Annotated in this window: 9 protein-coding genes; 4 read left to right on the top strand and 5 right to left on the bottom strand. The window is 43.5% G+C overall.

What is annotated here, in order from left to right:
* Positions 1-5: 5 nt before the first annotated feature.
* Positions 6-1,883, bottom strand: coding sequence for a protein translocase subunit SecD (gene secD, locus QJS82_RS03995; RefSeq protein ID WP_281491298.1), 1,878 nt, complete (start codon positions 1,881-1,883; stop codon positions 6-8).
* A 324-nt stretch (positions 1,884-2,207) separates the two neighbouring features.
* A complete protein-coding gene (yajC, locus tag QJS82_RS04000) occupies positions 2,208-2,537 on the bottom strand; it encodes a preprotein translocase subunit YajC (protein WP_201543085.1) in 330 nt (109 codons plus the stop codon).
* A gap of 530 nt (positions 2,538-3,067) precedes the next feature.
* Here yajC and QJS82_RS04005 point away from each other — a divergent pair.
* The 3 genes from QJS82_RS04005 to QJS82_RS04015 all read left to right on the top strand — a co-directional run bounded on the left by QJS82_RS04005 (position 3,068) and on the right by QJS82_RS04015 (position 8,714).
* Positions 3,068-4,405: a hemolysin family protein gene (locus tag QJS82_RS04005; RefSeq protein WP_281491663.1), complete on the top strand. Its 1,338-nt coding sequence runs from the start codon at positions 3,068-3,070 to the stop codon at positions 4,403-4,405.
* Positions 4,406-4,929: 524 nt separating this feature from the next.
* A complete protein-coding gene (locus QJS82_RS04010) occupies positions 4,930-5,424 on the top strand; it encodes a nuclear transport factor 2 family protein (RefSeq protein WP_201565352.1) in 495 nt (164 codons plus the stop codon).
* Positions 5,425-5,654: 230 nt separating this feature from the next.
* A complete protein-coding gene (locus QJS82_RS04015) occupies positions 5,655-8,714 on the top strand; it encodes a LysM peptidoglycan-binding domain-containing protein (protein ID WP_281491299.1) in 3,060 nt (1,019 codons plus the stop codon).
* A 155-nt stretch (positions 8,715-8,869) separates the two neighbouring features.
* Here the strand turns inward: QJS82_RS04015 and QJS82_RS04020 are convergent, their stop codons facing one another.
* Together QJS82_RS04020 and QJS82_RS04025 are read right to left on the bottom strand one after the other, a co-directional pair.
* The gene (locus QJS82_RS04020) at positions 8,870-10,093 is read right to left on the bottom strand and encodes a transglycosylase SLT domain-containing protein (RefSeq protein WP_281491300.1); all 1,224 of its coding nucleotides are present in this window, start codon (positions 10,091-10,093) and stop codon (positions 8,870-8,872) included.
* A gap of 1,179 nt (positions 10,094-11,272) precedes the next feature.
* Positions 11,273-12,130: a Nif3-like dinuclear metal center hexameric protein gene (locus QJS82_RS04025; RefSeq protein ID WP_281491301.1), complete on the bottom strand. Its 858-nt coding sequence runs from the start codon at positions 12,128-12,130 to the stop codon at positions 11,273-11,275.
* Between the two features lie 467 nt (positions 12,131-12,597).
* Between QJS82_RS04025 and QJS82_RS04030 the strand changes: the two genes are divergently transcribed.
* Positions 12,598-13,926 (top strand): S1C family serine protease, encoded by a 1,329-nt coding sequence (locus tag QJS82_RS04030; protein ID WP_201624331.1) that lies wholly within the window; start codon positions 12,598-12,600, stop codon positions 13,924-13,926.
* Positions 13,927-14,126: 200 nt separating this feature from the next.
* Here the strand turns inward: QJS82_RS04030 and yfaE are convergent, their stop codons facing one another.
* Complete coding sequence (yfaE, locus tag QJS82_RS04035; RefSeq protein WP_183617826.1) at positions 14,127-14,393, bottom strand: class I ribonucleotide reductase maintenance protein YfaE; 267 nt, start codon at positions 14,391-14,393, stop codon at positions 14,127-14,129.
* Positions 14,394-14,439 lie beyond the last annotated feature (46 nt).

The raw sequence follows: 14,439 nt of genomic DNA on the forward strand, positions 1-14,439 counted from the left end.
TTCTCCTAACCGATGCTCAGACGTTTGATAGATTTACGCTTACCGTAAGCAAGTTGTACCAGCGCACGGGTTACCAAAATCGCGGTAAATAGTGAGCTGACAATACCAATCGCGAGGGTAACCGCAAAGCCTTTAATCGGACCCGTACCAATCGCAAATAGGATAAACGCGACCAATAACGTGGTGATGTTGGCATCGAAAATACTACTAAAGGCACGATCAAAACCTGCCACGATAGCGGATTTTGGTCTGACCCCGTTTGCCAGCTCTTCACGTATACGCTCAAAAATCAGTACGTTGGCATCGACCGCCATACCGATGGTTAAGACGATACCAGCAATACCGGGTAGGGTCAGTGATGAGCCTAAAATTGACATAATAGCAATAATGATAATGACGTTAATCGCTAGGGCAATATTAGCAATCACCCCAAATAAGCGATAAAAAATAATCATAAAGGCGAAGACCAGTAGATAACCCACTTGGGTAGAGAATAGGCCTTTATCGATATTTTCTTGGCCTAATGATGGACCAATGGTGCGTTCTTCAACGAAATACATCGGGGCTGCCAATGCGCCTGAACGTAACAACAGCGCAAGCTCTGCGGCTTCAGCACTGCTATCAAGCCCAGTAATACGGAAAGACGAACCCAGTACCGCTTGGATATTTGCGCGGTTAATAACTTTAGTCTCAGCATATGGTGTGCGTACTTCGACGGTCTCACCAGTTGCTGGATCTTCTTCATAAGTGATACGTTGTTTATTTTCAATAAACAGCACCGCCATTTGTTTGCCGACAGCCGTACGCGTGGCGTTTTGCATCAGCTTACCACCAGCACTATCTAGGGTAATGCTTACTTCAGGTGAGCCGCTTTCATCAATACCGGTTTGAGCGTTAGTAACTTTATCACCAGTGACAATCGCTTGACGCTCTAGCAAGACTGGTGGACCATCAAGCGTTTCAAACGGAAATGCTTCGGTACCAGCAGGTGGAATGCCGCCCATATAATTTTCAGCGCCTTCAGCGACCATACGGAACTCAAGGTTTGCCGTACGACCAAGGACACGTTTTGCTTCTGCAGTATCTTGTACACCCGGTAGCTCAACCACGATACGGCTAGCGCCTTGTGATTGTACCAAGGCCTCAGTAACCCCAAGCTCAGCAATACGATTGCGTAGGGTGGTCAAGTTTTGGTTGACCGCGTAGCTATTGATTTCGTCTAAGGTTGCATCGTTATAAGCTAAAATCAGGGCAGGGCCTTGCTCATCAATAGAAGACTGTAAGGAGAATGTGTTACCCATTGAGCCTTGCAGGATGTTTTGCGCACGGTTACGGGTATCAGTATCAGAAAAATGCAGCACCACGCCACGCTTTTCTGTTTTGATACCTTTAACCGCAATACGTTCAGCACGTAGGTCACGGCGCATATCACGACTGGCGCTGGTTAAGCGTTGTTCGAGCGCCTTGTCCATATCCACTTCTAGCACGAAACGCACACCACCGCGCAAATCAAGCCCGAGTTTCATGGGTCTTGCGCCGATATCACGTAGCCACTCAGGAGTAGTCTGTGCCAAGTTCAGCGCGACCACATAGTCCTCGCCTAGATTTTGACGCAGCACTTCCTGAGCTTTTAGCTGATCGACGGGGTTGTCGAGACGCACCAGCGCACTATTGCCTTCAAAGGTACCATCATGATTGTTCAAGCCTGCTTCTTCGAGCAAGCTTTGAGACTGAGTCAAGATACCTTCAGACAGCTGCGTACCAGCTGCTGCACTGGTAATCTGTACGGCAGGTTCATCAGGATAGAGGTTGGGAGCCGCATATAGACCGGCAATGATGAGCACGACGATGATGAGTAAGTATTTCCAAGCGGGATATTGCATAATCACTTCTTTAAGTTGATAAACTACTGGCGACGCAGGCCACAAGTTAGCAGATGGGAAGTTACCGATAACAAGGGTGAGTGACTAAAGGGAGAGCTACTATATTGTTTTAGTAGTCGTACTGAATCATGCACCACTGTGATCATCCGCGATGATAGTAAAGCAAAAAACGGTAAAGCGTAAAGCAGTAAAGCGAAAAATGACCGCAAATAATGTACGGTCATTTTAAAGTCATTACAACTATTAATTGATGATAGCCATCAATTAGTCACAACCAATGTTCAATAATTCATATTTAACAATCATCAAATACATCGATAATGCTTAAACGCTTTCGATAGTACCAGCGGGCAATACTGAAATAACAGAAGCACGTTGTACTTTAACGTCAGTGTTGTTGTTTAAGCTCACAACCGCATAATCGCCTTCTAGTGCTTTGATACGACCCATAAGGCCGCCAGCAAAGATGATTTCGCTACCAACAGTCAATGAATTGACCATAGCGCGGTGCTCTTTGGTGCGTTTAGACTGTGGACGAATCACCAAAAAGTAAAAAATGGCAAAAAACGCCACTGGCAACAAGATTTGACCAAATAGTGACGCAGCTCCGGCAGTTTCTGGCGCAGCATGGGCAGCTTGAATAAAAAAGCTCATAATTTCTCTCAGTAAGTCATAGATAACAATAAATTTACAGGCATAGTAACAAAAAATCCCAGACTTGGTAACTGTTAATCATAGGCTAAGCGTGTTTTTGTTACCCATTTAACATACTAACCGCCAATATTTAGCCTAACAATCGTTTTGCTCTTCTAAATGATAGGATGATTGGAGTTAAAGGGCAGAGTGCTCAGACGCTCAGCAAGCAGTAAAAGCCGACTATTAAGTAGATATATTAATTGGTACATTTTCACGATAGTCAAAAAATAGATTTGTTAAATACATCATATCTTTGATATAAATAGTAATTTTCTATGATATACCATTATTGCCGCTACGATTAAACGAGGGTTTATATCGCTATAAATGGGGGTATAATAGGCTGTCTTGAGCATGATTTTGGGCGTTAAATAGATAAAAATTAGACTTCATCATTTATTATTTTCTATCTGCTACCGTCAGCTCATGATATATTGTGACTTCCTTTTTCTTTTTTGTTTAGGTTACCTAACTTGTTTACCTCTTTTATATCTGTACCTCGCTTATACCGTCCGCGCGCCTGTCGTAAAGACGCATCCGCTGAACCTCCCCCGACGATGGGTGGCTATACTCGCTTTAGTAAAAATTACTTCGGTATGATGCGCCTTAATATGTGGCGTTTTGTTATAAAACGGCTTGCTACGTTATCTGCATTGATAACGCTATTCCTCACTCTATTACTGCCGCAATCGGTGCTGGCTGCTGATGCCTTAGCAAACCCAAGCCCGACCAGCGTGCTACTACTTATCTTATTTGTGGTTGTAGCAATTGGCATCTCATTCATTTGTTCGTTGGCAGAGGCAGCATTACTCAGTATGACGCCGTCATATATTGCTGACATTCAAGAAGCCAATCCAAAAAAAGCCAACATGCTAAGACGCTTAAAGGTTGATAATATCGATCAATCGTTGGCGGCTATCTTAACCTTAAATACCGTAGCGCATACGCTAGGTTCTATCGGTGCAGGTGCTCAAGCCACCATAGTGTTTGGTAGTGCTTGGTTTGGACTATTTTCTGCGGTCATGACGTTGGCCATTTTGTTTTTGTCAGAAATCATGCCAAAAACACTCGGAACTATATATTGGCGCCAATTAGGTGGCTTAGTTGCTTATTTTGTCCGCGGTATTATTTTGCTGCTATATCCACTTATTTGGTTTTCAGAAAAATTAACCAAATTGCTAGTACGCGGTAAAGAACCGCAGGCGTTTAGTCGTCGTGAGTTTGCTGCCCTCGCCAGTATCGGTGAAGAGTCAGGACAAATCGACCCATTAGAGTCGCGTATTATTCGTAACTTATTGGCATTTGGCGCCATTAAAGTGGAAGATATTATGACCCCGCGTTCAGTGATGCTGGCGTTTGAAGAAAATAAAACCGTTGCTGAATTATTGGTTGACCGACCAAAACTCACTTTTTCGCGCCTGCCTATCTATGATGGCGATTTAGACAATATCACCGGTTTTGTCTTAAAAACCGACATGTTGTTGGCAAAAGTCAATCATGCGGTACATAAACCCTTGACGCAGTTCAAACGTGATATTACCTTTGTATTTTCAAAGATGAAATTGTTTGATTTGTTAGAGCTGATGCTAAAAAACCGTATTCATATCGCCATTACCGTTGGTGAGTATGGCGAGGTGAAAGGCTTAGTGACATTAGAAGATGTGTTTGAGACCTTGTTGGGTCTTGAGATTGTCGATGAAATAGACCGCGTCGAAGACATGCAAGCGTTAGCTCGGCAGATGATGGACAGACGGGTTGAGCGCTTGGGTATGAAACTGAGTGATGATGAGCAGTATGAAGACATCCATACCGAGAATAAGCATTAGAAGTATAACTAATAGAAACACCGCTATTAGAAATGTAGCTATTAAAAACAGACATTAAAAACATGTTCGATAAAGCTGCCTAAGTTATGGATATTTAGGCAGTTCTTATCAATATTGATGTATTTGAGCAATGTATTTGATATTGCATGACATTTAGTAATGCTACTTAGTCATAGCATTTAAGCTAAGCGGTCATTTTTCACTCTAGGCTGTCAATTTTGATGATATTCGCAATAATTACACAGGGTGTCACATGGCTGTGAGAATTTAGTGATAGGCTGAAATTATCATAACAGAAGGCTGCTAAACAGCTTTGATTTAGCTAGATGTAAAATACTTAACGGATAAAAGCACGACTTGTTTCAATTTATATGATAACTGTTTATATGATAAATATTTATCTACGAGAGCAGCACTTTATAATTAAATGATACATCACCGTTAAGCGTCATTGTATGAGGGCATGATGAAAATCACACCTGACCATGACGATATAGACGACAATAGTATCACTAAGGAATATCATGAAAAGATTATGGGGAAAAGGGCTGTTGGCTCTATTGATGAAAAGCGCTAGCGTGACTGCGATAGTGGCGGCTGCCAGCACCATGACTATCAGCGCGCAAGCGGCAACCATGACCGAAGCTTTGGTACAAAACTATGCGACGGCCATGAAGTCAGCAGCCAATAGCCAAAGTCTTAATCAGGTCGCGCGCCTCGTATCTGACGATGCGCTGATTTCTATGTCAAGAAAAGGCAAGTCTACCAGTCTCGACAAAGATGCTTATCTAAAATTACTGCAGAACAGTTGGAGTAATACCTCAAATTATCGCTACGATATCAATGTGGATAATATTGTCATTACCGGTGAGCAAGCAAAAGCCAATGTCACTACCAATGAAAGCTGGGTAAAAGATGGGCAAAAGGTCTCATTTGTCACGACATCAAGAGTAACGCTTACTTTATCGACTGGTAATGCGGTGCTTTTACGCGCTGTGTCACAAGTGGCGATTAATTAATCATTGCTACTTTATTAGTAAGTAATGTCATTAGTCATCAATGAGCCATCGCTAGCAGAGTTAGTTAATAGGTCGTATAAATAATGTCGCTATTCAGCCATTGAAAGATAGAGTGGATTAAATTCTACTCATTATCTTTCATAATAGGCTGGTCTTTGTTTGATATTGCGTACTATACTGTCGATTAACTTTATTTTATCACTTATTGTTGTTAGGAAACTTCCACTATCATGTCTACTGTGTCATCAAAATCTCGCTCATTTATCGCTTTACCACTGACGCTTGCGGTGTCGACTTTACTTATCAGCGCTTGTAGTAATACGTCGGCGGTGAAAAAGACGGGTGCGACCGGCAGCTCAGCTGTGGTTACTAAGCGTCCTGTCGCTCAAGTTACTAAGCCAAGTACGGGCGCTGATTATTCAACGGCGTTCTTGGATGCTGAAAGCTTAGATGAGCTGGCTGATTTATTAGAAGCCACCGACATGACTATGGTGGAAGGCAATAAACTTGCGATTCAACAATATGGTGATTTATGGAATCGCTTGCGGGCAGGCTACCGTATGAATGGCGGACAGCCTGTTTATAATCAACGTATTGAAGCGCAAAAAGGTTGGTTTACCAGTCGTCAAGACTATCTAAATCGCTTGACCGCGCGTGCCAGTCGCTACCTTTACCATACCGTTCGAGAAGCCGAGCGTCGTAATATTCCAACCGAACTTGCGTTATTGCCTGTCATTGAGAGCTCCTACGATCCAAGTGGTACCAGTAGTGCGGCAGCGGCAGGTCTATGGCAGTTTATCCCGAGTACGGGGCGTATCTATGGTCTAAATCAAAGTAGCACTTATGATGGTCGCCGTGACGTGATTGAATCAACACGTGCCGCTTATGACTTTTTGACCGCACTGCATAATCAATTTGGTAGCTGGGAGCTGGCACTAGCCGCTTATAACGCCGGTCCTGGTCGTGTGCAAAAAGCCATCGATGCCAATGCTGCACGCGGCTTGCCGACCGATTACTGGTCGCTAAGACTGCCTACTGAGACCATGAACTATGTACCGCGCTTTTTGGCAGTTGCTGAAATCGTCGCCAAGCCTGAGCAATATGGTGTTTATCTGCCTGCTATTGCTAACCGTCAGCATTTCCGTAGCGTACCAGTAAATTATGGCGTCAGTTTAGCCGAAGTCGCACAGGTGACCGGTGTCAGTTATGACGAGCTAGAAAGACTAAATACCGCGCTGACTTCAGCTCGTATTGATTCATCAGGTCCACAGCGTATCATTATTCCTAATGATGTCAGCTTGACGACAGATGCGAAGCTGAGCGCGTTGAGAGGGAACGGCAGTAGTAATGTGATTGCTTCTAGTAACACCAGCAGCAGTAGCACGCCAAGCTATTCAGGCTCTACTTCTACCACGCCGAGCTATAACAATAAGCCTTATACTAGCGGTGGATCATTACCTTCTACCGGTAGCGCCCTTGCTGATTACGCGGCGAGCGCCAGTGTACCGCAGCAAACCACCAGTTATATTCCGCCGACGGTTTCACCGACGAGCAGCTCTGTTTATAGCAGCAATACCTCATTCCGTACTGAGCCACCGCTGACTTCTGCAGAAACCAAAAAGATTAACGCTGAGCTAAAAAGCAGCAATAGCTTACCGACCACATCGGCACAAATCACGCAAAACAATACTATTATTCAAGAGCCACCACTAAGCAAAGAAGAGCGCGATTTCATTGCCAGTCAGATTCGCATCAGTACGCCTGAAACCAAAGTCATTAATGCCGATGGTAATATCAATTTATCAGCGGTACAAACGCAGCAGTCAGTGTTAGAGGCCAGTGGTCAAGAAAAGAAATTAAGTTTCCCAAAAACCTCGGTTAGTAAGCCAAAACCACAAGGCACGCGTAGCACTTATACGGTAAAACGTGGCGATACCTTGGCAAATATCGCCAGTCGTGCGGGCGTCAGCTGGCGTGATATCGCTGAATGGAACCAAATAGATGCCAGCGCCAATCTGCTAGCGGGCAGCACGTTATACTTATATAACGCCAAATCTATCGAGCCATTGAGCAATGCCAGTACTACAGCGGCAAGCCAGCCTGAAAGCTATGTGGTACAAGGCGGTGATACGCTTATCGGTACGGCCAATCGCTTTGGTTTATCGGTGACTCAGCTGGCTACTTATAATAATTTGAGCAGTAGAGCGGACTTGCTACGCGGTCAAAAACTATGGCTGGTTCCTGGTAAAGTGACCGCGCCTGCAACCACGCCTGCTGCACCATCGACCAAACCTAGTAAGTCGAGCACGGCAACCAAGAATTATAAAGTCAAACCTGGTGATGGTCTGATTGCTTTATCACGCCAGTTCAATGTGCCGACTACCACCTTGGCGACGTTAAATAATATGGGCACGACCGATTCACTATACGTTGGTCAGACCTTAAAAGTACCAGCCAATGTAGACTTTACGCCTGCGGCTGCTACGTCTAACAACACGTCGAATAGCACAAGCAGCAATACGACTGCAAGCACGTCAAGCTCAGTGGCAACGACCAATTATAAAGTCAAATCAGGTGATACTTTAATTGGTATTGCAAATAGCGTCGGCATTAGTCCTGAAGAACTGGCAGCCGTGAATAGCAACTTTGATGCTAAAGCTCGCTTGCAACGTGGTCAAACGATTAAAGTACCGGTCACTAAAGATTTGGTAGATCGTCAGCTCAATGACAAAGCCGTCAGTTATAAAGTCAAATCCGGCGATACCTTGACGGGCGTCGCGCAGCGTTACAATATCGGCTTGGGTGATTTGGCAGCCGCCAATAATTTGAAAACCAATTCTAATCTAATCCTTGGTCGTACGATTACCATTCCTGCCAATGGCACAGTAAGCGCTCCTAGTACAGCTAACAGTAATACTAGTAGCACCAGTAACAAGAGCACCAGCAGCGCCGGTGCAGAAACCGCAAGCAGTAGCGGCAAAAAACTTGGTAATACTGAGAGCTACAAAGTTAAATCGGGCGATGGTCTTATTGCCTTAGCGCGTCAGTTTGGCATCTCAGTAGAGGACCTAGCAGCGACAAACGATTTGGCGACCAATGCCCAGTTACAACGTGGTCAAACGATCAAAGTACCAAAAGCGACGGTAAGCTATACCGTTGGCTCAGGCGATAGCTTGATTGGATTGGCACGTAAATATGGCGTCTCAACCAAAGAGCTTGCGGATATGAACAATATCGCTGTAGATACTATGCTACAACGCGGTCAACGTTTAACCGTACCGAATCGCTAATGCAAAATGTAGCCGTATTTAATAAATTTTAAGCATTAAAAAAAGCTGCTCTTTTATAAGAGCAGCTTTTTTATTGACAAAGTTTTTTATTAACAAGGTTCTATACGTATTTCATTTAATAGCTTTTACTAGCAGTCTTTTAAAAAGAAAAGCTATTAAACCGTTTGAGTTTTAATGGTCTCAAGATAACTTCTAATATTACTCACATAATGCATCGCTTGACCATAACGGCTATTTGAGGCTCTGTTCTCAGATAAGTAGGCATATATATTTGCCCAGCTTTTATCATCGATTCCTTGCGCCCTTAATTTACGCTGGATACTTTTTACCGCATTAGGACCCATGTTGTAACCTGCTAGCGCAAACCAGATGCGGTCGGTCTTTGGTACATCGGCGAAGTCCTCTTTGACTTGTTCCAAATAACGCGCGCCGCCGCCGATACTTTGATAAGGGTCAACGCGGTCAGAGACGCCCATCGCTTTGGCGGTATTATTGGTCAGCATCATAATACCGCGTACGCCTGTTGGAGACACAGCATTGGCATTTAGATGCGACTCTTGATAACCCATGGCGACGAGCAGCTCCCAATCATGGTTGTAATTGCGCGCCTGCTCTTGAAACGACGATTGATAGTCGGGCAGTTTCTCGGTCAAGGTTTTCTTAAAATGGTCTTGGCTATAAGCGTCTTTTAATAAGTTTTGATTATAAAACGCGGCCAGTTTCTGAGTATGCTCAAGCTTCATGCTATCACATAAAAAATAGCTGGCTTTTTGTGATAACGGGTCATTGGCTGAGTTAAACGTCCAGCTGACTTTAGGATGTAGACCATTTTTGGTCAAGCTGGCGTCATAGCCGCAGCTGACATTGACTGAAGATAAGCTTAATTGGCTTTTTAGTTGGGTACTGGCAGTGGTCAATGCCATATCGGCATCGCCTGATTTTAACGCTCTTAATGCCGCTTCTTCACTGGCATAAGCTTTTAAATCGATCTTTACCCCAAGCTCGTCAGCATAGCTACGCACCAAGTCGTAGCCAAAACCGTGCTGGAAGCCATCAGTCGCAAAGTAGGTGCTATCACCTGGCACGGCAGCAATGGTCAGGGTGTTCTCCAGCATGACATGGTCATAAGTTGGTATGGGTGCGCCCATCGTCATCAGACTCTCAGCAGGTAGAGAGAGCATGGCGATACTAGATACTTGTGCCAACTTCTTAGTTTTAGAGAAATTAGTTTTGGCAAAACGAGCTACTTTAATAGGTGCAACGACTGGAACGATGTTACTTTTGGTGTGCAGTAGGCGCTTAGATGGACGCAGTAAGTATGAGATACGGCGTTTGGCCCCTTGCGCAGATACTTTCACACGATAAGTAATACGCTGCATGGATGTCTCCTAATTTTAGCCATCCTGCATACCATTAAAACGCCTCGTCAATTCATGCTGCTTATATATGCTTATCAAAAGCGTATTGCTATATAAGTGGCATAAACTGGCGTCGCATTTTAGATAATATCGCTCTTATCAATAAAATAAGCGCAATGTCATCTTGTTTACATATAGTGGGGCTAACATGCATTATATAAGCGTTAGCACTCAAGTCTCTTAATCAGCTAGCCAATACCCAATGTCGTCTTTTTTAAACTTTTTTTAAAATAGAAATCATTTTAAGCATTATTCTAAAAAAAAGACGCACAACACCGCGAAGGGTATAAATCGGATGATTCCTTCATCGATGTTAGGGTTGCTACTGAATAAAAGACCCGTTATTCAACTATCGTAAACATAGGTAAGGTCATGAATAAGTTATTGAGACAAAAGCGTCGGATAAGTGCGGTACAGCTGCACTTAATCGTTGCAACGCTCATATTACTAACCAGCTACTCTTTAAATAGTTTGTAGTAGAGTAAATGGTCAATAATATGGACTGTCCAGCGATAAAAACAAGCAAACATTCTATCTAACCACTCATTAACAATAAGTAGCAGATAAACTTTGCTTAAGCAGTATCGCGACGCTAAAAACAGGGCAGACTATCTAATTAGAAAGCTATTTAATTAGAAAGCTATTTAATTAGAAAGCTATTTAATTAGAAAACTAATTAATTAAAAAAAACTAATTAATTAAAAAAACTAATTAATTAAAAAAACTAATTAAAAATTAACCATACAAAAATAGTATTTGACTGCTCACTGCCAAAAACCTAACGAGTTAAAAATAGGCATTTAGACGATAAACACTGTTTTAGCACCATAACCGGAAGCTATAAAAATGGGAAGTCTCATGACAAGACGTTCTTTCTTCAGGTACTAATATGCGGATATTCATCATATTATTCAAGTAGGGTTAATAAATTAGCGATAAAACTTAACAATAGCGCTATAAACGGTAAAAAAAGACCTCGTTTTCACTAATCTGCTGACAATAAACGTCATAAAAAGCGATTGCGATAGGGAATAAAGCGCCTGCATGGCGCTTAAAATGTGAAAAATGAGCATTTAAACAGCGCTGAAACATCGTTAAAGCCACGAAAATTATCATAAATACGATAAATTGGCTGAATGATTAGGCTGGATTATCGATATCTATGAAAGTCACCGGTAAGCCAAATTGCTCAGCAATCAGTTCTCCCAATGCTTGAATGCCGCCACGCTCTGTTGCATGATGGCCGCAAGCAAAATAATCAATACCAAGTTCACGAGCGATATGTGTGGTGCGCTCTGATATCTCACCTGAGATAAACGCATCGCAGCCCATCAGTGCCGCTTGTTCAATCATATCTTGCGCGCCGCCGGTGCAAATACCCACCCGTTCGATAAGCCTGTCATTTTGCCCATCAGATTGATTGGTATCTGAAGTTTGATAATGAGTAGAGATATGTAAGGGCAGGCGTCCTAGCGCTTCGGTAATCTGGGTGATTAGACTCTGAGCACTTTGCGGGGTGCAAGTGGCAATATTACCAACCGGATGTGATTCGGTAGGATAAAGCGCGCCAATGATGCTCATATCAAGTAGCTCAGCCAGCTTGGCGTTATTACCAATGCGAGGATGGGCGTCAAGCGGCAGATGATAGCCAATCAAAGAGATGCCATGTTGCATCAGTTTACGGATACGCTGACCTTTCATACCGGTGATGGGCGCAGGCTCGCCTTTCCAAAAATAACCGTGATGCACCAAAATGGCATCTGCATTATCAGCAATCGCGGCGTCAATTAACGCCTCACAAGCAGTGACACCAGTAACGATGCGCTGGATAGGTCGGCCGCCATCTACCTGTAAACCATTGGGAGCATAGTCTTTAAAGGCTGGCGCTGATAAGTATTCGTCACAAAATTCTGTTAAGGCTTGCGCGCTAATCACCGTATCTGATATCTGGGTTGAAGATTCGCTCGCGGATGGGTTTAAGGTATTGTGCGCGGTCATGGTCTTTCCTTATAATTGTTGCAATTCTGCACTATATTCGTTTTATCATTGGTTTTATAACATCTTCGATTTTTGCTGCTTAAATGGTTTAAGTGTTTATAGTAAATAATCAAAATACCAATTTATAAATTATGTATGTTATAAATAATCTGGGTTTCTATCATCACCATTTTAGCATGGCGCTGTAAAAGAGTAGACAAGGCGAATAACTGAAACGGTACACGATGCGTTACTATTTGCCCGTGTTGCCAGTTATAATTTGCATACCTGAGCCTATATGATTCATAGCGCGTATCCTATCTGGTTTTGCGCCCAATCACAGCGGACTGCTCAGAAGTTTTTTGGCTTATTCGTTATTTACAGTTTTGTGAAAGCTATTTTTATAAAGCTATTGCTACAAAGCTATTGTTACTTTTACAAAAACATCGTTACAAATACTGTTTCTAAAATAATATAGAGGTTTTTATATGTCGTCATCTCGGAACGCCAATGACAAGGCTGGTCTGGTAAAATGGTTACCTTGGATTTTGTTACTTGTAGTCACTGTAGCATTTATCTGGTTGTTTGCGAGTATGAAGGCGGCATCAGAGCAGGCTTGGGAGCCACCTAGAACCACGCCTGCTGAGCAGCAAGCTTCAGCGCCTGTAGCAGATACGCCAGCGCCTATTTCTTCTTATCATAATGCGGTTGCCCGTGCCTCGCAGTCGGTGGTGAATATTTATACCACCCAAACGATGGCCGAGCATCCTTATATGAATGATCCGGTGTTGCGCCGCTTCTTTGAGTTTCATGGTGGCCCATCACAAGAGCAGGGCAATACCAACTTAGGCTCTGGCGTAATTGTGTCAGAAGATGGCTATATCGTCACCAACGCTCATGTCATCGAAAAAGCCGATGAGATTACCGTTGCCTTTAACGACGGGCGTAAGAGCCGCGCGCAAATCATCGGTACTGATCCTGACAGTGACTTGGCGGTGATTAAAGTCGATATGACGGGTCTGACGCCACTTGGCTTCCGTGAAGATCCTATTCGCGTGGGCGACTTAGCGCTAGCGATTGGTAATCCGTTTGGCGTTGGTCAAACCGTAACCCAAGGGATTATATCAGCGACAGGCCGTACGGGGCTTGGGGTCAACAAGTTTGAAGACTTTATCCAAACCGATGCTGCTATTAACCCTGGTAATTCAGGTGGCGCTTTGGTTGATGCGCACGGTGAATTGGTCGGCATCAATACGGTGATTTTCTCGCGTTCTGGTGGCTCGATGGGTATCGGTTTTGCCATTCCTACGGCTATCGTTGAGCAAGTGATGAATGCGCTGATTAAAGACGGTAAAGTCAGCCGTGGTTGGTTAGGGATTGAGATACAGTCACAATTACGCGACCCAACCCAGCTCGAAACCTCGACTGGGGTAGAAGTGCTAAACGTCGTTCCTAAGAGCCCTGCTGCTAAAAGTGGTCTACGCGTTGGTGATATCGTCCTGACGATTGACGGCGTTGAGATGACGGATGCCAATACTTTGATTCAGTATGTTGCTCGTAAAGCACCGAATACCACGCTCAACGCGCAAATCTTACGCCGCGGTAAAAATGCCCAAGTGAAGATATTACTAGAGGAACGTCCGGCGCAAGAGCCAATGGCGAGCCCTGTGGTGATTCATGACGAAACGCTTGGCGGTATGGAAGATCCAAGTCTACAAGGTGATAGAGCAGAGGTACCTATGATGTCAGAAGCTGAGCGTGACCGTATGCGTGAAGAGTTATTACAGCTATTTGAAAGAGATGGCGCACCTTTATAGTGCTATGCTTTATAACGCCATGCTCTATAACGTAAAGTTTAATCAAAACGGTTTTAGAGTGTTATAAATAATAAAAAAGTGCGTTATCTGTAAGATAACGCGCTTTTTTTATCGGGATTTTTAAATAATGACTTTCTTTAAATAATAGCTTTCTTTAAACAATGGCTTTTATTGATGACAGTCTTTATTAACAACGGCTGCTATTTTGCAAAAGACTCATCATTGATATAAATCACCCCTTGCACGCGACAGCAGCAGGGCAGGATCTCATCTTTCTCAATCATGGCAAGTGGCTCAAACGGATAATCAATAACGTGTGAGCTGGCGATGCGCTTGATGCGGCAACTGCCACAATAACCTTCCTTACATTGATAATTGATATCATGTCCGGTGCGTAGCAATCCATCGAGCAGACTTTCGTCATCATGCAAGTAGAATTGCTTCTTACTCGTCATTACCCAAGTCATAATTCAACCTTCTCTTAATTTTCCCATCGTATTGACAGTCAATTGG

The sequence above is a fragment of the Psychrobacter maritimus genome (assembly GCF_029953575.1).
In the GTDB taxonomy this organism is placed as follows: Bacteria; Pseudomonadota; Gammaproteobacteria; order Pseudomonadales; family Moraxellaceae; genus Psychrobacter; species Psychrobacter maritimus.